The sequence below is a fragment of the Tolypothrix sp. PCC 7712 genome (assembly GCF_025860405.1).
GTDB lineage: Bacteria > Cyanobacteriota > Cyanobacteriia > Cyanobacteriales > Nostocaceae > Aulosira > Aulosira diplosiphon.
The window spans coordinates 7999434-8021082 of the sequence record NZ_CP063785.1 but is presented as its reverse complement, the minus strand read 5'-3'; the positions used below and the strand labels follow the sequence as shown (position 1 = coordinate 8021082).

17 protein-coding genes and 1 pseudogene are annotated in these 21649 nt (G+C 42.6%); 8 read left to right on the top strand and 10 right to left on the bottom strand.

Annotation, left to right across the window (positions count from 1 at the left end):
* Nucleotides 1–73: 73 nt before the first annotated feature.
* On the bottom strand, nucleotides 74–1054 hold the full coding sequence (locus HGR01_RS32625) for a PatU (RefSeq protein ID WP_096621908.1): 981 nt from the start codon (nucleotides 1052–1054) through the stop codon (nucleotides 74–76).
* Nucleotides 1047–2237: a heterocyst differentiation protein HetZ gene (gene hetZ / locus HGR01_RS32620; RefSeq protein ID WP_045868128.1), complete on the bottom strand. Its 1191-nt coding sequence runs from the start codon at nucleotides 2235–2237 to the stop codon at nucleotides 1047–1049. The genes HGR01_RS32625 and hetZ overlap by 8 nt, the downstream gene beginning before the upstream one ends.
* A 204-nt stretch (nucleotides 2238–2441) precedes the next feature.
* Between hetZ and HGR01_RS32615 the strand changes: the two genes are divergently transcribed.
* Complete coding sequence (locus HGR01_RS32615) at nucleotides 2442–2915, top strand: hypothetical protein (RefSeq protein ID WP_045868129.1); 474 nt, start codon at nucleotides 2442–2444, stop codon at nucleotides 2913–2915.
* Between the two features lie 55 nt (nucleotides 2916–2970).
* Here HGR01_RS32615 and sds read toward each other — a convergent pair whose 3' ends face one another.
* Nucleotides 2971–3942, bottom strand: coding sequence for a solanesyl diphosphate synthase (gene sds, locus HGR01_RS32610; protein WP_045868130.1), 972 nt, complete (start codon nucleotides 3940–3942; stop codon nucleotides 2971–2973).
* Between the two features lie 1354 nt (nucleotides 3943–5296).
* Between sds and HGR01_RS32605 the strand changes: the two genes are divergently transcribed.
* Entirely contained in the window at nucleotides 5297–5494 is a 198-nt protein-coding gene (locus HGR01_RS32605; RefSeq protein ID WP_045868131.1) for a hypothetical protein, read from the top strand.
* 102 nt (nucleotides 5495–5596) lie between these two features.
* On the opposite strand, the gene murI is transcribed toward HGR01_RS32605, so the two are convergent.
* The 4 genes from murI to HGR01_RS32585 all read right to left on the bottom strand — a co-directional run bounded on the left by murI (nucleotide 5597) and on the right by HGR01_RS32585 (nucleotide 13355).
* Complete coding sequence (gene murI / locus HGR01_RS32600; protein WP_045868132.1) at nucleotides 5597–6460, bottom strand: glutamate racemase; 864 nt, start codon at nucleotides 6458–6460, stop codon at nucleotides 5597–5599.
* Nucleotides 6461–6590: 130 nt separating this feature from the next.
* Nucleotides 6591–8516: an N-acetylmuramoyl-L-alanine amidase gene (locus HGR01_RS32595; protein ID WP_045868133.1), complete on the bottom strand. Its 1926-nt coding sequence runs from the start codon at nucleotides 8514–8516 to the stop codon at nucleotides 6591–6593.
* Between the two features lie 848 nt (nucleotides 8517–9364).
* A complete protein-coding gene (locus tag HGR01_RS32590; RefSeq protein WP_045868877.1) occupies nucleotides 9365–11179 on the bottom strand; it encodes an N-acetylmuramoyl-L-alanine amidase in 1815 nt (604 codons plus the stop codon).
* Between the two features lie 697 nt (nucleotides 11180–11876).
* The gene (locus tag HGR01_RS32585; RefSeq protein WP_045868134.1) at nucleotides 11877–13355 is read right to left on the bottom strand and encodes a cation:proton antiporter; all 1479 of its coding nucleotides are present in this window, start codon (nucleotides 13353–13355) and stop codon (nucleotides 11877–11879) included.
* A 113-nt stretch (nucleotides 13356–13468) separates the two neighbouring features.
* Here HGR01_RS32585 and HGR01_RS32580 point away from each other — a divergent pair, with 113 nt between their 5' ends.
* Complete coding sequence (locus HGR01_RS32580; protein WP_255325148.1) at nucleotides 13469–13600, top strand: hypothetical protein; 132 nt, start codon at nucleotides 13469–13471, stop codon at nucleotides 13598–13600.
* 4 nt (nucleotides 13601–13604) lie between these two features.
* Here the strand turns inward: HGR01_RS32580 and HGR01_RS32575 are convergent, their stop codons facing one another.
* A complete protein-coding gene (locus HGR01_RS32575) occupies nucleotides 13605–14015 on the bottom strand; it encodes an EVE domain-containing protein (protein ID WP_045868135.1) in 411 nt (136 codons plus the stop codon).
* 334 nt (nucleotides 14016–14349) lie between these two features.
* On the opposite strand from HGR01_RS32575, the gene HGR01_RS32570 reads away from it, so the two are divergent.
* Nucleotides 14350–15099, top strand: coding sequence for an SIMPL domain-containing protein (locus HGR01_RS32570; protein WP_045868136.1), 750 nt, complete (start codon nucleotides 14350–14352; stop codon nucleotides 15097–15099).
* Nucleotides 15100–15181: 82 nt separating this feature from the next.
* On the opposite strand, the pseudogene ssb reads toward HGR01_RS32570, so the two are convergent.
* A pseudogene (gene ssb, locus HGR01_RS32565) lies at nucleotides 15182–15481 on the bottom strand (single-stranded DNA-binding protein); the annotation flags it as partial.
* 84 nt (nucleotides 15482–15565) lie between these two features.
* Nucleotides 15566–17257 carry a group II intron reverse transcriptase/maturase gene (gene ltrA / locus HGR01_RS32560; protein WP_045868138.1) on the bottom strand — a complete coding sequence of 564 codons (1692 nt, stop codon included), beginning with the start codon at nucleotides 17255–17257 and terminating at the stop codon, nucleotides 15566–15568.
* 1080 nt (nucleotides 17258–18337) lie between these two features.
* Here ltrA and HGR01_RS32555 point away from each other — a divergent pair.
* The 4 genes from HGR01_RS32555 (at nucleotide 18338) to HGR01_RS32540 (ending at nucleotide 21550) form a co-directional block, all read left to right on the top strand.
* Nucleotides 18338–19345: a rod shape-determining protein gene (locus tag HGR01_RS32555; protein ID WP_045868139.1), complete on the top strand. Its 1008-nt coding sequence runs from the start codon at nucleotides 18338–18340 to the stop codon at nucleotides 19343–19345.
* Nucleotides 19346–19466: 121 nt separating this feature from the next.
* Entirely contained in the window at nucleotides 19467–20282 is an 816-nt protein-coding gene (mreC, locus tag HGR01_RS32550) for a rod shape-determining protein MreC (protein ID WP_045868140.1), read from the top strand.
* Nucleotides 20283–20516: 234 nt separating this feature from the next.
* Nucleotides 20517–21134, top strand: a complete 618-nt coding sequence (mreD, locus tag HGR01_RS32545) for a rod shape-determining protein MreD (RefSeq protein ID WP_045868141.1) — start codon at nucleotides 20517–20519, stop codon at nucleotides 21132–21134.
* 131 nt (nucleotides 21135–21265) lie between these two features.
* Entirely contained in the window at nucleotides 21266–21550 is a 285-nt protein-coding gene (locus HGR01_RS32540; protein ID WP_194007708.1) for a hypothetical protein, read from the top strand.
* Nucleotides 21551–21649: the final 99 nt, after the last annotated feature.

Genomic DNA, 21649 nt, shown 5'->3' with positions numbered 1-21649 from the left:
TTTCAAAACCAGGATAATCTGCAATTATCTATTGACGTTTATCAAACTAGGGTGCTAGTAATGACCATTTCACTTATGTTGGATTAATCACAAACAAAAGTGGCTGTTGGTCGATTTCTGGGAAATCCACTTCTAAGGTATAAGTTTGGTTAATGTGCTGGCAAGGTAATTCTACAATCAAGCTTCCCACACTAGAAGACTGGGCTACGGCTTGGGTACCATTACCTTGAAGTTGGAAAATACCTCTTGTGGGTAACTCACCTTGAACCCGCAGTTTTCCTTTCTGGGATTGGTATTCAATTTTCAGCTTCAGAACACCCACAGTAGTCAGCCATTCTCTTTCTACCACTGAATTGGTGAGTGAGATGGGTATAGTTAAAGTCTCTAGTAGTTGCTTAACTGTGAGTAACGACAACGCCATTTGTTGAGATTCTTTTAAATCTGAATAATCGTTCTGAAGATTAGGCATTGTCTCCAGTGCTTCTACAGATCGAGAAGGACTTCTCAGAACTAATCCAGCTATGCTGTTGAGGTTGTTTAGGGTTTGAGTATCGCTAGGAAATAACTCTTCCACAGCCTGAACTAATTTTGCCCCCAAAGGTAGGGAAGATGTCAGTAATACTTGACATTTTGCTAACAACTGACGGAAAATGCTTTCCGGCAGAGTAACTGGCAAATTCAGCTTTGACTGTTGTGCTATCCAACCCCAAGTAGGAACAAAAGCTACCGATGGTTCGTCGGCGTAATCGGGGTAGTCTACTAATTGTGTTTCCCAAGGGAATAAGGGAGGACGGTTTTGAATTTGAAGTTGTAACCGGTGTTTAATGACGGCTTGAAAACGTTCTTGCACAGTAGGAATTTCTCCCAATTGAAAGGTTTGGGGTGTCCCACCCAACTCTTGCCTCCCACCTTCAAAGCCGGCAGTTTGCTTAAGTGGGTTTTCCACCCCGTTAATTTCCTGACAATCTACCGAGGAGAACTCAGTGGTGGTGACATCTTCTGCCAACACCAAACTAAGTAATTGGTGATGAAAGGATTCTGAGTCACTATTCATGAGTAGATGCACCTGATCCGGACACTAAAGAGTTACGAATTTCCCAAGCTTGTTCAAGAATTTTAAACCAGCGTTTTTGTAGTTGAGCCATAGACAAACCTAAGGTTTTGGCAATTTTTTCATCAGGTTCTCCTTGCTGCTTCATATCTAGTAGAGACCGCTGTTTTTCATCTAGCTCTGCTGTATATGCTTGCCATTGCTGGGGAGTCAAACCTAAATTCGTAGGTAATGAAGCTTCCAACCATTCATGAACCAATTCCCAACGATGCAACAAGGCAAACCGAATTAAATGATATTTAAACCTTTGTTGTAAGTAATCCCTCTGGCGAGGGGTTAAGCCCAAAATCGACTCTATTTCCTGTGCTGAGAGATCCTGAAGGCGGAGGCTGAAGTAATCGGCACAGTCGTTTTGTTGGCGTTGTTCCAGATAATTTAATAGTTCTGTAATGACAACAGAGCGTAGTGTGTCTTCTTCGGGTTCTGGTTCTGCTTGCGTAGCCATTGCCGAACGCAGTTGTTGTACTGCTGGTTCTTCCCAGGAACCATCAGCCTCGTTAGCACTACCTTCTGAGGCTTGTTCAATGTCTACACTGGTTTCTGGAGGTTGCTGTTGCGAGAAGGTTTGCGCTCGAAGAATAATTAGCTGCTGTTGTCGTCCTGGCAAAGGTATCCGTCGCTTACCATAGCGCTCGGTAAATGCCATGTATTCTGCCAATTCCAATAATGTTTGGGGGCGATAGGCACTACCCAATTGATTTTCGCGGCGGAAAGCGTTCAAAGCCTCCAAATAAAAGCTCTGTAGGAAATCTTCAATGATAGTTAACCGCCCTTGATAACTCAATTGCTTCTGAGGCGGGTTAATATAGCGATAAATGATGGCACTTAAAGTGCTATGTAGTTCGACCCTACCCCGATTTGAACCCAACTGATAGTATCTAATACACTGTTGGAGTCGGTGTTTAGCTAGAGTCATCGCTGAATTTTCTATAGCACCGGAAGCTTGAATACGTTTACTCTCGGTGCAAATGCGGTATACTTCGGCGGCAATTCGTGTTGCCACATCATGGCAATTCCGTTCCGAAGCTTTGGTTGACTGTTTAAGCTCCTTGAATAGGAGTTGAAATATCACCTCCACGCCGATAGAATCTTCTCCCTGAATAGTTGCGGTTGCGGCTGAATTCATAGTCTCTGTTTTTAAAAGACCCTAACATACTTAAACACAACCTGTACGACCGTGGGTGTTGGCTTGATGATTTTGCGTATAAGCTAAACGCAGACCAATCCTGCATTCAAGATTTGGTTTAATTTATTATTCCCAACTTGGTTGGGTTGATCATACTCTGTTTTGATGTTATGGCCATTACCCAGGAGCCGTGGACAAGTCATTATGGATTTAGAAGCACAAATTCAATTGTTGATTGATAATGCACCTCACGATGGTATAACACCACAACTTGTTACAGCAATTGCCCCTGCTTTAAAGGCGATCGCTCATCAGTTAAGTCACTCTCAGTATTATATTCTCCAAAGTGTGGAGTCTGAGTGGGTTTTAACTACATTGAGCAATCGGGCAAACCCAAGATTAGAAAAACATGTTATTTACGCATTTCCTACCTTAAAAGATGCCTCACTGGCCTCATCTGCGGGGGTTGAGGAGCAAGTAATAGCTACAGAAATTCCTGTAACTCACATTTTGTTCCAACTGGTGGCACTAGAAACCGTAGATAGTATAGTATTTTTTGAAACTTCTGGCATGAGTACAAACGCTGTTGAGGTGCAGCGTTCTGATTTACAAAACCGGATTCAGCAACAACTGCAAAAAAAGCGATCGCCAAGACAAGTACCACCTGATATTGCTTGAAGGGAATGGGGCATTGGGTATTTTCATATACTACCCAGTTTCTAGCCCCTAATCCTTAATACAGCCTACTCAGTACATAGTTAGCCATGTTAATTAAGGCTTGACGCGATTCTGAGGGTGGTAGAACAGCAATATGTTCAGTGGCGAGTTTTGCATGGTGATCTGCTAATTCTCGCGCCTGCTGTATTCCTTGGCTTTCTTGAATCAGTCTCAGCGCTTGCTCTAAATCTCCTTCTTGAGCAAACTCTCTCTCAATCAATACTTCTAAATAAGGTTTTTCCGCTAGAGCGAATAACACTGGTGCAGTGAGATTTCCACTCTTGAGATCAGAACCCACTGGTTTACCCAAAGTCTCTACTGAACTCGTGAAATCGAAAATATCATCCACAATCTGGAAAGCTAGACCCAGATGGCGACCGTAGTTATACAAATGTTCGGCGGTTTCTGGGGATACATCACTGAGTAAGCCAGCTGCTTTTGAGCTGTTGGCAATTAATGAAGCAGTTTTGTAATAGCTCTTGTTTAAGTAAGTCTCTATCGAGATATTAGTATCAAAGCGATTTAGTCCCTGCTGGATTTCTCCAGCGGCCAAATCCATAATCACTTCAGAAAGCAGTTTCACGACTTCTAAATTGTCCAAGTTGGCTAAATACCAGGAGGATTGGGCAAAGAGAAAGTCTCCTGCTAATACGGCTATGCGGTTACCGAACAAACTATGAACAGTCGAGACACCGCGTCGCATTTGAGATTCATCCACTACATCATCGTGCACCAAGCTTGCTGTGTGGATCATTTCTGTAATCTCAGCTAAACGTCGGTGACGGGATGTAATGTCTTGTTCTAGCATGGTCGCTCGCGCAATCAGCAGAACTATAGCTGGTCTAATGCGCTTTCCCCCAGCACCAAATAGGTGTTCGGCGGCTGCATAAAGTATGGGGTGGCGATTTCCAACTAGCTGTTTGAGATTATCTGCTAGTATTCGCAGGTCTGCTTCCACAGGGGTAAACAGGGAGGTGGCTGGGGTCATGGATGGGCGGACTCTGGCTTAGGTTACGAAAGTTTACATATCCTATACTCATTTTAAGATAACCCAGGGCCAGCGCAAACTTTTGATCCGGGAATACCTCACTCAGAACTCTTCAGTAATAGGCGAAAGTCTTGATATTCCTGATTTATTAGTTTTTTTATGTTGATTAAAATAGTGGACAGGGCAAAATTAACTGCCATCAGCAACCGCAAAATTCTCATAATTTTTCTTTGAAACATCGAAGTCTATTGTCTTTTAACCCCTTTTAAGGTGATACTCGTTCCTAGTTCCCATAACTAAAGTGTTAGTCCTTCAGTTAAAATCCTCTTCCCTCGGACAATTTGAAGCATTGGCATTAACCTTTGGTAAATCAGGGATTACTCATGAGTGACTCAAGCTTTTGAAGTTCGGCTGAATTATTGAGGAAAATGTATCTTCAGCTACAGCAAAGGTTTATAATTATCTGCATCTTACTTTTTCAAGACAAACTTGAAATCTATCAGGTTTCTAGCCTCTTCAGATGAGTTCACCATATCTTTACTGGTGAATAATAGGAATTACTTAAGTACTGTCGTATTATTTCGTAATAGTAGTTATTTTTAATACTTTAAAAAATCTCTGCCTAAAAACTATTTTGCAGAGCTATATTTCTCTATTCAAAAAATTTATTATTTAAATTTTATTTACTGAGTTACTTTTGTTACAGTTAATTATTTGTACCAGTTATCAATTATTTAGTATAATTAAGTACCCGCATCATGAGTTGTTAAGCTAAATTGTTCTCACTTGTTGAAGCCCTTGAGAAATTTTAAAATTTAGCCACAAAGTTGGCTTAAAAGTCGGGAACCTTGTGTTACGCTAAGATCTAGGGATTTTAAATTTTTCAGATATTCACTCGCCGAAAGTAAATTACCTTTAGGTAATTATACTCTTTAGGAGTTGTGAGTCAATAGATTGTCGCGGTTGAGTCAAGGGAGTGATTCCTGATTTAATATCCGCGGCTTGCAGCCTCTTGGTTTGGAGTTATACGCCAGCCCTACAGGGCACCGCTCGGTTTTACTTGACATTGAGCTTTGGCGTAACTCCTGTAAAAGCGGTGTGAGCAGCAATAACACGGACTAGGTAGACTGCTGAAGAGAGTAGTTAGGGATTGCCGTTTGGCAATTTAACTGCTCTGGAATGTATAGTCCGTGAAAAATTAAGTTAAATACTAAATCCGTTTTCCGTAGAGAATTTATCCCTACGGAGTAGTCTAGCATAGCAAACTACAGCCATCAAGAATCCTCTTGGGTGGTAGAAGTTTTACTTATGTGTTGAAAGTGCATATTCGTTTGAGAAAGGTGCTGGTAGAACAATGATTTACGGAAATATGCCTATGATGATTTTTATTTTAGCTGCTGGATATTTGTTCACCGTTTACCTACTCTTAGCACTAGCAAAGCGAACAGGAAAAAACAGTGATGCTACAAATGTAACTTTGGCAGGGCAGAAGAAACATACACAAGAGCTATCAGTAGCACCAAAGGTGACTGAAGTTGTTAATAGTCAGTAGTCAAGGTTTGGAGAGACGCGATTAATCGCGTCTGCACTCCACAAAAAATTGTTTTGGACTGTGGACTCTTGATTCGTAAACACTACTACAAACAAATTTTTGTTATAAGTGAGAAGCTTTAGCTTCACTGAAGCTAACTTCCTCAACTAATGGAGTATAGCCTAACCACTGTAATCCTGATTGGGCAAACTGTTGGGCACAGCCGCTAACCGCAAAGCGTGTGGGTAGTGGGGGATGGGTATTCCTTAAACCTAATAAGTCTAAATCTTGGATACAAGCGGCGACAACATTAACTGCTGGATCAACTAGCTTCACATGAGCAGGAAGAAGCGATCGCAGGACAGGGGCAAGGTGAGGATAATGGGTACAGCCGTAAACTAAAGTATCGATTTCCTGCTTGATTAAGGGTTCTAAATATGAGCGAGCCACTTCAGTGGTGTAGGGGTCATGAATCCGGTTTTGCTCAATTAGAGGCACAAATTCTGGGCAACCAACTTGCCAGACTTGGACATGAGGATCAATCTCTAGTATCGCTTGCTTATAAGCATTACTTTTAGCCGTGGCGGGGGTAGCAATCACACCAATCCGCTTGCCTTGTTGCACCGCGGCTCTAGCTCCTGGGAGAATCACGCCAAGAATAGGCAGATTAAATTCTGCGCGGACAATATCTAAAGCTAAAGCCGAACTGGTGTTACAAGCCATAATTACCATTTTGACCTGTTGCTGTTGCATCCAGGTCAAAATTTCGCGCACATACTGTAGAATTTCTGCTTGTGAACGAATGCCATAGGGCAGTCGCGCTGTATCGCCAAAATAAATAACAGATTCGTTAGGAAGTTGCCGATAAACTTGTCGTAATACCGTTAAACCACCCACGCCGCTATCAAAGATACCTATCGGGGCGCGTTGTGGTTCTTGCTCGGAAAAATTATAAAGATTGCCTTCAAAGATGGAAGATGAATACACGGGCAGATATGGGTTGAGGTTTTTTGATTTAAGATACAGGATTTAGTAGCCAATTTGCTAAGACTCATAAATCCTGTACGCAAAAGAAGTCTGATATCACCTCTTTAACTAGGTAAGTTCTACTACATTTTTACCTTCTTTGTAAGTACTTGAGAATGCCATTAGCGATCGCTTCTGCCATGCGATTTTGGTAATCTGGGTTACCTAGTCTCGGATTGTCTTCTCGACCAGTCATATAGCCAGTTTCTACCAAAATTGAAGGCATAGAACTCTTTCTGAGGACGTAGAATCGCGCTTTACGCGTACCTCGGTCTTTGATAGTGCCGATATTCTGGAGAATCGACTTGCGGACAGTTTCGGCTAGACCGTAACCGCTGTCGTAATAATATACTTCTAATCCATTCACATCAGGGCGACGATCAACTGAGTTAGCATGAATGCTGACAAACAAAGTCGCATTTACTCGCTCGGCGATATCTACCCGTCCCTGAAGTTCTACAAAGAAGTCAGCATCCCTAGTCAACACTACTTGTACGCCATTTTGCTGCAAAATCGAGGCTACTCGTTTGCCAATGGGTAAAACCACATCTTTTTCTAGCAGTCCGCCTAAGCCAGGTGCACCAGAATCCTTACCACCATGTCCGGGGTCAATCACTACTAATAATTTGCCTCTAGGAACTGTGGGACGTGGTGTTGGCTGCGGTATAGTTCGGGGATTATCTGCGGGGTCTGGTAATTGCCCTTGGGTGGGTGGTAAGGGTGGTAAAGCTACAGGGGGTATTCTGGGCGATGTAATTGCTCGAGAGCGTTGTAGTTGTAATGCTACTAACTGATTCCCAATTTGGTTAAGTTCGCCAATTTGTACGCCTGCTGCTGGTTGAACATAGACAACTACTGTATTTGGTTCTTGGGGTTGTAGTTTCACTCGCAGAATCGGGCTACTGGCGTTTAAGTCGGGCCCGTTCACCCTAGGAGCTAACTTAGCATTAGGAATAGTAATGCGAAACAAGCCAGAGGATCTATCCCAACCACCTGTAGCAGACAAAGCTTGGTCACCGCGAATTATTAACTGCGTACCATTCCCAGCTAATTCTACAGATTGAATTGTCGCTGGAGAGTTGGTACTGGGGATGACAACATTGGCATTGTTATTCCCTGCAGGTAATCTCACTCCACCACTATTGGGTAAAAGTACAAAGCCACCCACACTGCTATTACTGGCTCGCCAATCGGGACTATTGCTATCTACCCGCATTGTCATCCGCACGACAGGCGGTTGAGATTGTAATTGGCTAAATTGAATGCGATTCACGCCATAGCGGTTAATTGAGACATCCTGCTGCTCAAATGTGGGTGCCAAAGCAGCCCCAGCAATATCAATATTAATTGTCTTTCTGTCTTCAGTGCGGTTGACCTGAATTTTGGGGTTACCGCCACTGGTACGGATAAAAAATCCATCACCTGTGGGTTGTAATTTTTGAATTTGAGTTGCGCCTGAATTAGAGTTAACCGCAGTGCGATTATCGATGGGAGTAACCGGGGCGGTTCTGACTACGTTGTAAATATTTCTCGGCGGTAATGAGGTGGCTGGTGGTTTAGCAGGAGTGATAGTTCGAGGAACTGGTGTTTGTTGCTCTGGAAGATTATTAGACGCAGACACCTGCTCCATTTTGGGATTCGGTAACTTTACTGACCACCGACTGGCAGTGATACCTGTAAATTTTATTTGTTGCGGGTCTATGGTGTACCCTGGGTTCAGTTCGACCACAATACGAGTTGTTTCTGGGTCGAACTGTCCCACACGCACTGAACGAATTCCGCCGCCTACTGGTTGGGTTACCTGAGGACGACCAAATACAGTTTGTGGTAAATCAATTACCAAACGAGTAGGGTTGAAAATGAGTTGCGCCTTTGGTTGTACGCCACCGGCGGTGTTGATTTCTAACTGATTTTGATTGGCATCAAAACGCCAAGATTCTAGTCTCGCTGCAAATGCCGGCGACGACAGTATGAAGATGGTTCCAAAAGTACCGGGTAGTAACCAGTGTAATTTCACAGTCCTTTCTCCTGATTCGCATTCATGGGAGCCGTTAAGCTTTCAAAATATTGATAAATCCTCACACCGTCACCGCCCAAACATTAGCTTTAATGCAGCAAAAACTTTTGGCGCTGGCATTAACAACATACTTAATGGCGTGGAATTTTAGCATATTTTTGCAACTTTGCCATGTTGTGAATGCTGCCAAATTCCATCTCCAAAGCATTAAGGTACACCAAAAAAAGATAATTAGAATTAAACTGACCATTGAAGTATGTTCGTAAAGTGTTTCTGAAGAATCAGGATAAAGTCTCAAGAAGTAAAAAACAGAATTTTCTCCAAAGTAAGTAAATTTAATTAGGTCGCACAATAAAGAGGTATTTTGAGGTCAACTCCCGTAAAAACCAGGTAGCTTGTTGTCGTCTAGCAGATTTATCTTCAGGTATGAGCTTCATACTTCCCTCTTTACCCTTTATCCTGCAGTTAACTGTTTGTTTACTAGTAATTAATGCACCTAGTGTAAAACTCTAACTACGTTTAGTTTGTGTACCAAGGCTAGTGACAGCCACTCTTTAATATTTAGAAAAATATTTTATAGATGGGTGTGTCGAACTGTACAGATGAGATTAATTGACTTTATAAGTGAGTTAGCTTTGATAAATTTTTCAGCATGATTATCTGGAAAATAGTCCTAAATGTTGACTGTTGATTGTTGAGCGTTGACTGGGAAGAAAGAGTTTCATCGATATTTCTTGTAGTAGTTATTCAGCAATAAATATTTTAATCCTTAAGTTGGTATTAAAATTACGTAAGTATCTATTTTGAGAACCCGCTGCTAGTGAAATTACTCAACTTTTGCTGCTTGATTATCTTTGTTTAAGATACTGGAGGATACCGCGAGCGATCGCTTCCGCCATTTGATTTTGATAATTTGAGCTTTGGAGGTTGGCAACATCCACTTGACCAGTTAAATAGCCAGTTTCTACCAAAATAGAAGGCATAGAACTTTTTCTGAGGACATAAAATCTAGCTCGTCGCACTCCGCGGTCTCTGATATTTAAACTTTGGAGAATGTTGCTATGAACAATGCGAGCCAAACTGAGACCACTGTCGTAATAATACGTTTCTAATCCATTCACATCAGGACGACCTGCACCTGCTGAATTAGCATGAATACTGACAAAGACATCAGCTCTTGCTCTGGCTGCCATCACAACTCGCCCTTCCAAGCTGACAAAATAGTCAGAATTACGGCTCATAATTACTTGCACGCCATTTTGCTGCAATATCTGTGCCACTCTTATGCCAATGGGGAGGATGATATCCTTCTCACGCACTCCACCAATCCCAATGGCTCCTGGGTCTTTACCGCCATGTCCGGGGTCAATTAGCACTACCATTCGCCCATTGGGAATTGTGGAACCTGAACCAGGTAGGGGAAGATTGTTATCTGGTAGATCTGAAGGCGATCGCGGTGGTAAATCGAGAGGTGGTCTAACTTGGGAAAAGCGTTGTAATTGTAGCGCTATTAGCTGACTACCAACTTGGTTAAGTTCGCCAATTTGCACTCCGGATGCTGGCTGAACTAAGACAACCACTGTATTTGGTTCTTGGGGTTGGAGTCTTACCCGCAAAATTGGACTAGTAGCATCTAAAGCTGGCCCTTGAACCCTGGGAGATACCTTAGCATTGGGAATTGTAATGCGGAACAAACCAGAAGATCTATCCCAACCACCTGTTGCAGATACAGCTTGGTCAGCACGAATCAGCAATTGTGTGCCGTTCCCCGCTAATTCTACAGATTGAATATTGGCTGGGGAGTTGCTAGAAGATGTTACAGGCGGTCGATTATTATCTTCGCTGGATGCCACGCCACTATTATTGGGCAAAACAACTAACTCACCAACCCTGCTACTCATAGCCCGCCAATCAGGGCTATTACTCTCTACCCGCATTGTCATCCGCACTACAGGCGGTTGATTTTGTAATTGCTTGAATTGAATCCGATTCACGCCATAGCGGTTAATTAAGATATCCTGTTGGTCAAACCTTGGTGATAAAGCAGCGCCAGAGATATCGATATTAATTAACTTTTTGTCCTCAGTCCGATTCACTTCTATCTTCGGGTTACCACCACTAGTCAAGATAAAAAATCCATCACCCGTGACTCGTAATCTCTGAATTTGAGTCACTCCTGCTGTGGCGTTTATCAACGGGGGTAACTCAGGTTGAGGTGCAGCATCTGTTGCAGCTGGATTGTAAACATTGCGATCGCCAGATGGTATTTTCACCACTTCTGGATCGGGTAATTTTACCAGCCAACGGCTGTCATTAATCGGGGTAAATTGTACCCGCTTGGGGTCTATGGTATAGCCTGGGTTGATTTCGACTACGATGCGGGTTGTTTCTTGGTCAAACTGTCCCACACGAATTGAGCGAACTGCTCCGCCAAAATTTTGCGTGACTTGGGGACGGCCAAATACAGTTTGTGGTAGATCAATTACTAGACGAGTAGGGTTGAAAAGTAATTGTGCCTTCGGTTGCACAGCACCCATCGTATTGATTTCTAGCTGGTTTTGATTGGCATCAAAACGCCAAGAATCTAGCCTCGCTGCCAATGTTGGTGATGCTAGCAACAAAACAGTTCCTAACGTACCAGGTATTAACCAATTTAGATTCAAAGTCATTTCTGCTGATTTACATTCATGGGAGTAGTTAATATTTCAACATATTGGTAAATTGTCACACTTGCATCACCTAAAATGAATTTTTATGCCTATTTGAGCTTGAACATTGCTATTAAGACATCAACTTAAGAGCATCAAATTTGCCACAAGCTTTGATTTTGCTAGCGATCGCACCAGACCACAACCACAAAAAATCACCAGAATTGACTTTAAGCAGTAAATCCCAGTCAGTAAAACTTGAATTAGTCAGGTAATTGAGTTCAAGTTATGCGATCGCTAGCAAAAGTTGTGAGTACAGAGTCTAAGTAAAAAATACTAGTCTCTATTCCCTTGCTCATACTTGGTGTATGCCGTTCATGACTACTACTTACTTCCTCACTGCTGAAAAAATAACCAAAGTAAAGATAGTAAAACAGGGAAAAGCTAGCAACCGATCAAAGGACAAATACTGGTCTGAATGAGAAAAAACCAAATTAACAATCTTAGGGGACGGACACTCAAAGCTATAAGTTTCCCGTGACCATAGGAAAATACTCAAGTACATTGAGAACTATGATCACGGAATGCTACGTAGCCAACACCGAGAGCGATCGCATTTAAGCTGACTGAGTTCTGAATTGTAATGATTCAGAACTCAGTCTTAATCTACCTCAGTAGATAATCAACAGGGTGTTTCTACTTAAGAATCCAATTAAGTCTCTGAAGAATCCGGAGCCGATTCTAAATTAGCTACATCTGGCGATTGTGCGGTCATCAACTGAGGTTCTTCGATTGTTAAGGATGTAGCACCAGCACCATCTAATACCAATGTCTCTGTATCTGTTGTTTCGCTAGCTGGATCTGGAAAGACAAACCGTAACAGAGGTGGTGCCAAAAAGGTTGTCAAAATTACCATCATGATAATTGCTGCTCCCAGTGGTTTGGAGAGTGCCCCACTAGCAGCACCAACACCAGCAAATACCAATCCTACTTCACCTCTGGGAATCATCCCCACACCAATGGCTAAACGGTTGATTTCTGGCTGACCAAATACCGTTAAGCCTGTAATTACTTTTCCAATAATGGCTACGATAATCAGGAAACTAGCCATGATTAAACCTTCCCGATTAGTGGGAATAGCAGGGTTTAATACACCCAAATCAGTTTTTGCACCGACAGTGACAAAGAAAATTGGCACTAACATATCGGCAATGGGAATGACTTGCTTTTGCAATTCTTTACGCTTATCCGTCTCTTCCAAGACTAAACCAGCCGCAAAAGCTCCCAAAATTGCTTCTAATTGGATTACAGCAGCGAGATATGCCATCACAAAGGCAAAGATGAATGCTGGAATTACCAATTCACCCCGGGTTTTGAGACGGTTGACGATGGATACAAAAGACTTGTTGAAAAAATTGCCTAGCAAAATTGCGCCTAGCAGGAAAGTAGTTGCACTGATAATGAGAAAAATAACTTTAGTGACATCTACTTCACCATCTTTAGCCAAGCTAGCAACCACTGCCAAGACAATAATTCCTAGTACGTCATCAATTACAGCCGCACCTAGAATAATCTGCCCTTCTTTAGAATTGAGTCGTCCAATTTCTGAAAGTACCTTGGACGTAATCCCAATACTTGTAGCAGTCAAGGCTGCGCCAGCAAAAATCGCTGGAACAGCATCGATACCAAACAAAGTCATCAACCCCACAGTACCTGCAGCAAAAGGTGCTACTACTCCGACGACTGCAACAATTGTGGCTTGGATACCAACCGCCATTAAGTCTTTTAAGTTCGACTCCAAACCAATTTCAAATAGCAGAACGATTACACCCAATTCTGCTAACACAGAAATCACTTCTGACTGCGCTGCAAACACACCATCAGCAGCTTGTGGAGTTAACCCAGCAGTAGATTGTAGGAAGGCAATAATTAAAGAACTAGAACTATCTGTGCCACCTTCAGGAAATACTAAAAGGTGCAACACAGAGATACCGACGACAACACCGCCTACCAGTTCGCCTAAAACTGGGGGTAAACCAACCCTGTTAGATAACTCTCCGCCAACTTTGCTGGCGAAGTAAATTACCACTAAACTTAGCAGCACTGCTGCCATTACCATTGAACTGTCTACTGTTTCTGTGGCGCTGGCCAACAGGGGAACAGAGGAGCTGATTGCATTTAAAAACTGCATTGGTTCTGCGAAAATCTTTCTCTTTATTTTTACCTGTTTCCACGAGAAGCCTGCTGCTATCTCGCCAGATTAGGGACTTTTTAGGCAGCCCTAATTAAAAAAATTTCACCGTCATGTATAAAAGTCTCACTGGCATTTTTACTCAGCAACGCCAGTTACTACAACGGAGAGAACCTCAACGGACAGTTTGCTCCAGTCGGGAAACCCGCCCACGCAACTGTCGTCCTCAACGCACTGGCTTCTGAGCACTCATTTGTTGTTTGCTAACTGCATTAAGCGTTGCCAATAGGATTCTGAAACTGGGACGACAGATAATCTAGAAAGTCTTAGTAAGTCAAAGTCTTTAAAAAAACTATCTTGCTTGATTTGAGCTAAGGTAACTGGCTGTTTGACTTTCTGTATTGCCCGTACATCTACAACTGTACGTTTGGCATCATTTAATGCTGGATCGGCGTAAGGTTGACTGACTATCTCTGCTATACCTACAACCTGCCGTTCTTTCCCTGTATGGTAAATCAAAGCCAAGTCACCAATCACCATTGTTCGCAGATGTTTTAAAGCTAGAGGATTGTTGACTCCATCCCAAACTGTACTGCCTTCTATTGCTAAATCAGAGTAGGAATAACTATCGGGTTCAGTTTTCAGCAGCCAATACGCCATCAAAATCTCCACAGTCAAACAATTTTAGATTGACCCCGTAGCGAAACGGGAGCTTGAAGATTTTATATTGATTCCACAGCAAAACGGCGGCTTGTACCATCAATGAATTATTGGTCAGTTGTAATTTTTTTAGTTTCAAAAAATGAAACCATTTCCGTTTTTGACTGTAACAGTGTCAAAGTATAAACATACAAATCGTATCTATTCAATCCCATAAGAATTGTGAAAACTTAGTGGTGGCGGTTGACTATGCACAGTTAACCGTTAAATGTTGATTGTTAGATATGCTCTATGACAAACATCCGAGATAATTTTTTTGAGGAGTGCAAATTTTATGTTGAGAGCCGCTTTATCCGGTTCACGGTTTAACGTTGGCAATTTTTGTAAAACCCTACCTTTAGCTCTGCTTGTCTGTGTAACTTTTATACAACCAGGGTTAGCTCAAGAAAAAGAAAAATTGTGGCGTACTCTGACTGTGAGTGGTCGTGGTATGGAATCAATTCCTACTACCCTATCTTTAGTTAACTTAGGGGTAGAAATTCAGGGTAAAACAGCCCAGGAAGTACAGCAAGAAGCAGCCCAGCGTTCAGCAGCAGTAGTGGCGCTACTCAAGAGCCGGAATGTGGAGAAGTTACAAACCACAGGTATTCGTTTGAATCCAGTTTATAGTTATACCAATAACGTGCAGCGAATTACTGGGTATGCTGCTAGCAATACCGTTAGTTTTCGGATTGCAACAGAAAAAGCTGGCCCCTTATTGGACGAAGCTGTAAAAGCTGGTGCTACACAAATTAATGGTATTAGTTTTGTGGCAACTGATGAAGCGATCGCAGCTGCTCAAAAGCAAGCACTCAAAGAAGCTACCCAAGACGCGCAAGCACAAGCACAAGCAGTTTTCGGTTCCTTGGGTTTGACATCTAAAGAAGTAGTAAGCATTCAAGTTAACGGTGCGAGTGCGCCCCCACCATTACCTGTTTTATACCGTGCTGAGTCTGCGAAGCTAGCTCAAGCTGATGCTTCGACTCCAGTAATTGGTGGCGAACAGCAAGTAGAAGCATCGGTGACATTGCAAATTAGTTATTAGTCAACAGTCAACAGTCAACGGTCAACAGTCAACAGTCCAGTGTCAAACTCTATGACCCTGGACTTTTGACTTTGGATTCATTTTAGAAATGTTCTGAGGACATATCTGTCATTGCTGCTTCACTGTCTCGTTTAGAACCTAACAACTCTAGTTGGTCTACTCTGATAATTGGCGAAGATCTATTTGCTCCAGTTTGGCGATCGCTCCATGTGTCAAACTTTAAGGAGCCTTTGATACCAATTAAGCTACCTTTCCGCACATAATTACCAGCAATCTCTGCTGTTTTATCCCATAATTCTAATGTGAACCAATCAGGCTCATCTCGATTTCGCGATCGCCTGTTGACTGCTAACGTCAATCTACACTTGACACTGCCTGACTGTTACAGTCGATAAGCAAGTCGCCCTGCTTACCTCTGTTTCAGAACCGTGCGTGCGACTTTCACCGCACACGGCTCCTCAATAACTCAGCTTGCGTGTGTACCTCTTGCGTGTATGATGTCATGGCAATGTCGATGCACCAGTGTAAGATTGCTGAGTTTGTTATTTCCGCGATTTTGATCGATGTGATGAACTTCCATAATGTCTTCACTGGTAAACATGAGATGACATTCGCTACATTTTTTCTCCTGTTTAATCAAGAGTTTGGCTACTACATGACGTAGCATAGGATGTTGAGCCAGACGATTACTCCAGTAAGTTAGGTCGCCATCATAGGGGCTTCTTTCCCCTTTGATTTTGACGTGCCTTTTGATGTGAGTGTCCCGGTATCTTTCTAGGACATACTCATTATCTGGAGTCATGAATTTCCAGCCTAATCCTCTGTTGACCCCCCAGTAATTGGAGACTAGCTCAGTATTGTTTTGTCCCCGATTTTTTCTTTTCTTAGCCCAGGCAAACAATTTCTGGTACAAAATACTATCCATATTGTTAAAAGTATGACTGCTAGCAACAGTTGAGTAATATGCTGCCCACCCTCTAATAACTGGGTTAAGCGCATTAATTACTTGTTCTTGGCTAGATTTGCCATTTCTTTCCAGTAGGTCATCAATTTTGTTCAGGTGTCGTTTGATGGCTTCTTTACTGGGTCTGATGAACGTTTTGTATCCTCGTTTTCTTTCAGTTCCGCCAACTGACCCACTTTGTTTATCACTACATGGATACTGTCGGATATGAAATCCCAAGAAGTCGAATCCTACCTTTTCTTCATATTTCATGAATGTATGAGTGATTCGCGTCTTAGATTCTTTGAGAACTAACCCCATTTCACTTAACCATGTTTCTATTAACTGTTTTGCTTCTAGAACTACTTCCAAACTCTCATCCATAAGAACAAAATCATCTGCATATCTGACGAAACTAGGTTTTCGTTTTCTGCTAGTTTTTCCTGTTCTTCTAGAGAAATTTTTCGTCAACATTTCTTCGATTCCATGTAAGGCAATGTTGGCAAGTAGAGGTGAAATTACTCCCCCCTGCGGCGTGCCTTCTTCTGTGGGGAATAACGTTTTTCCATCCATAACTCCAGATTTGAGCCAAGCTCTAATCTGTCTTCTAAATGTTGGCGTTGTGTTGAGTTTATCAAGTAGCTTTTTATGGTTAATGCGGTCAAAGCACTTCTCAATATCTGCATCTAAAACATATTTTGGCTTCTGCACAATACCGTTATAAATTGCAGTTATTGCGTCATGACATGACCTACCGGGTCTAAAACCGTAACTGTTAGGCTCAAATTTTGCTTCCCATTCTGGTTCTAGAGCCAGCTTCAATAGGGCTTGCTTCGCTCTTTCTTTCATCGTTGGTATTCCTAACGGTCGCATCTCACCACTCCCAGGCTTGGGAATCCATACCCGTTTTGTTGGTTGAGATTTGTCACTCAAGTTCAGGTTGTTGGCAAGATGAATTTTCTGGTGATTTCTGAGTCTTGAGACTCCATCAACCCCAGGCGTATTTTTGCCTTGATTGTCCTGAGTTACTTTGCGGACTGCTACCGCTTTGGCGTTCCAAGATTTGGTCAACAGCCTCTGTAGCCGACGAACTGCCTTGACATCACCACGCTCTGAGGCTCGATAGATTCTTTTTTGAAGCTTAAAGACTAATCGCTGGGTTTTTGACCAGTTGATTGTCTCCCATTCATACATCGGCTTGTTTGCCGTGTCCATGACTTTTTGACTCCTACTGAATTATCCATCTCTGAGTTACCGTGGCTCTGTCTGCATATCCTTTGGCTTTCCCAAAGGCTTTGGCTTCTGAGCCAATCCCTCCCTTCAATTCCATGCGGGTGACTCCCTGCTCACAAATCGACCACTGTGAGAGAAATTGAGGGGTTATCCCGTTCCTAGCTCCTGCTTTGCGATGGGGTTAGAGTTCTACTATCCGCCGGGTTTGTGTGGGGATGCTCTAGGTCAAATTTCGGATTGCCTAGCCCAAATCCTTGCCTTTTGGCACAGCCAATAACCTGTGTAGGCTGATATAAATGACGACGGCTCAAACGTAGATTCAGAAAATCTTACTCATGCCCATCTCTGCTTGGGGGGATTCTCTGTCAGGTTCAGAGTTACCTCCGTTACTCCCCGCTTCACTAGTTTGATAGTCAGTCGCCCTAGTGGGGGTGTTGCATCTCCTTGCATCTAGAAGGAGGGAATTGAAATTCTAAAGAGTTTATTAAAAGTTTGATTCCTCTTAATATTTCTTAGAAATCTCACCCTCTCAGAAGCTAAGTTGTCAAGGTTATGTAGGCATTCCTACTTATCCTTGCGAATGGCTTCCAACCTCAAAAGAGATTGGTTTCCCATTCAACGGGTCGCACCAAAATATTTAATATCTGGGTCGCTGCCTACACGACCGACAAGGGTGACAACATTGATGCTCATGTGCGTTACCTTTCAGTACATACGTACTTATTGATTCTGAATTCCATCATAGCGAATTGTGAAAGTGTTGAAAATATGTTAAAGAATTAGCAATATAGTTGCGTCTAAAAATGATACAAATTACTCAGAAGATTGTAGAAAAGTTTACGGATATACTGAGTCAATCACAGAAGATCAAAAAATAGAACGACTGAGTTGTCGTAAAGATTGCCAAAAGTTATTGAAAAAAATAGCCTGCTTTACTGGACTCAGGATCAAAAACATAATAGAATCCAGCACGATTAACCTAACCATTTTAATCATCAAGTATTGCAAATAGGGGGCGTAGGACGCGTGGGTCTTTTCAGGAACTTTCGCTCATCGTGGGATATGGGTATCGACCTCGGTACTGCTAATACCCTCGTTTATGTATCTGGTAAAGGTATTGTACTCCAAGAGCCTTCGGTAGTAGCCATCGATCAAAACGAAAAGATTGCACTGGCTGTAGGTGAAGAAGCTAAAAAAATGCTTGGTCGTACACCAGGAAATGTGATTGCGCTCCGTCCTTTGCGTGATGGTGTAATCGCTGACTTCGATACAGCTGAACTGATGTTGAAAAGCTTTATTCAACGTGTTAATGAAGGCAGATCGCTGATTTTACCCCGGATTGTCATTGGTATTCCCAGCGGCGTGACGGGTGTAGAAAGACGAGCAGTGATGGATGCAGCTACCCAAGCTGGCGCTAGAGAAGTTTATTTAATTGATGAACCAGTCGCTGCGGCTATTGGCGCAGGACTCCCAGTTGCTGAACCAACTGGCAACATGATCATTGATATTGGTGGCGGTACCACAGAAGTAGCAGTACTTAGTCTTCAAGGTACAGTTATTAGTGAATCAGTTCGCATTGCAGGTGATGAACTAACAGATTCCATCCTGCAATATATGAAGAAAGTTCATAATTTGGTGATTGGAGAACGTACTGCGGAAGACATAAAAATTCGCATTGGTTCTGCTTATCCTACCAATGATGATCATGATGCCATTATGGAAGTCCGAGGCTTACATTTGCTTTCTGGTTTGCCTAGAACTGTAACTATCAAAGGCCCGGAAATTCGTGAAAGTATGTTGGAACCGCTATCGGTAATTATTGAAGCGGTGAAGCGAACATTAGAACGGACACCTCCCGAACTAGCAGCTGACATTATTGATCGAGGAATTATGCTCGCTGGTGGTGGTGCTTTACTGAAAGGATTAGATACTCTCATTAGCCATGAAACAGGTATCGTCACACATATTGCTGCCGATCCTTTATGTTGTGTGGTTTTGGGAACGGGTCGTGTGTTGGAAAACTTCAAGCAGCTGGAACGGGTATTCAGCGGTCGTTCTCGCAATATGTAATAAAAAATATCAGATATTGAGTTCTAAATACGTAGAATTCATTATCTGATATTGGGTTTCCTATAAATAGAACCCAAAATTCTTCACAATATTCAAAGATATAAAAATCGGGTATGGATAGATGGTTATCTTACGTCGTTGGTGGGAACGCAAAGGTCTACAAATTGGATTAATCGCTCTCGTGTTAAGTAGCGCTTGGATTTTACGCCAAACCCAAGGAGCGCTATTACTGGAGATGTATCAAACGATTACTCGTCCTTTGCAAATGTTGCAGACGGGGCCTACTGCAGAAGAACGCCTGAAAGATGCGCGGACATTGGAGTTACAAACACGTATTGCTGATTTAGAAAGCCAAAACAAAAAGTTACAAAATTTATTAGGCTACGTAGAGAAGGAGCCAGCTACTTCTCGCCCAATGACAGCGCGGGTAGTTGGACGTAGCGCTGACCATTGGTGGCAACAAATCACCTTGGATCGCGGCTCAAATGCTGGAATTCAAGAAGGTTACATTGTGAGGGCAGAAGGCGGATTGGTCGGTTTGGTAGAAAGCGTCACCCCCAATACTAGCCGGGTTTTATTAATTAGTGACCTGAAAAGCCAAGTTGGTGTCACAATCGGTCGCACCTCAGCCAAAGGGGTTTTGCGCGGAGATTCTTCGGCGGAAGCAGTGCTGGAATTTTATGAAAAAGTTCCGAATGTGAAAGTAGGCGATTATGTTTCTACTTCCACTTATAGTCAAAAGTTTCCTGCTGGTGTCGCAGTCGGCAGAATTAAATCTTTAGATTTAAAGAAACTTCCAGCTTCAGTCGCAAAAGTTGAACTTTTCCCACCAATACGATCGCTCGATTGGGTATCTGTATATCCAAAACCCGAAAACCCCATCCCCGCAACAGAAAATCCTCCAACGACCAACCCAGAACCGCCAAAATCTAATTAATCAGTTTGTAATTTGTAATTCGTAATTCGTAATTCGTAATTAAATATAGTTTCAAAGGATGATTTCTAAACTGGCAGCTAGTGGGTTAAATACTACCCAGGCAGCACTGATGTCGAAAACTGCCAAGATGTCAAAAACGCAAACTCTATAATTTTGTTGCGTAAATCCTCATGACGAACTAGAAATTACGAATTAGTAATTAATTCTTACCCTCCCCATAACTGTTGCACCAACATGAAGATGCCTGCATTTACTGGTCGCCGTCCAAATAAGTCAAAACCGTCAGCGCGGAGAGCCAAATTTAAAATCCCGCCGATCGCACGTTGGAATCCTCGCACACGTCAGTTTGTCGATTGGGCGGTGACAGCGGGATCTGTGTTGTTATGTTTGCTATTGTTACCAGCCCGCTTACCAGGGATGGAATTATTGGGGATTGGGCCGAACTGGTTGTTAATTTGGGTGGTGGCTTGGAGTGTAAAACGCACAGTTTGGTCTGGGGCTTTTGCTGGTATAGTTTTGGGCTTACTTCAGGATGGGATGACATCGCCTAACCCCACTCATGCCTTATCGCTAGGAATAGTGGGGATGTTGACTGGTTTGCTTCAGAAGCAGCGTTTTATTGAAGAAGACTTTATTTCTATTGCCTTGATTGTCTTTGTGATGGCAGTTGTCGCTGAGGCAATTTTTGGAGTGGAGTTGAGTTTAATGGGCGATCGCAAAACCGAATACATCTGGACTTATTATCAGCGTGTTGCCTTAGCTTCTGCTATCCTCAGCAGTCTTTGGGCTCCAGTAGTTTACTATCCCCTGAATCGTTGGTGGCAAGAAATGAAATTGTTCGAGCAATCTTAAATTTGCTGCGTCAACTAGTGTTTAGGTGTGGTCGAGATTAAGGAAAACACCATTTTGCAAGTAAATATACCAAGCTGGGGGCACAACAATGTTGTGTCCTTTTGATTTTTCAGCAACATTCAGGCTTGGAAGTGCAAAGTTCTTGTTTGGAACTAGAACATTCTCGTTTTGAGGTGCAACGTTCATGCTTTTTGCTTCAACGTACTTGTTTTGAAGTCCAATGTTCGAGCTTTTTGCTTCAAGTTTCGCCTTCTGAACTCGAAGATTCTCGTTCTGAGGTGCAACGTTCTTGTTTGGAACTGGAACATTCTCGTTTTGAAGTCCAATGTTCGAGCTTTGAGCTTCAACTTTCGCCTTCTGAACTCAAATTATGCACTGCGCGATCGCCTTTAACTACAAATTCAGTAAATGGGTAAAAATCTTTACAGTCATTGCGAGCGAAGCGAAGCAATCCCAGCCCTTGCGATCGCCTTCCTTCCGCTCTGCTACGTTGTGTAATTAATTTATCTGACTAG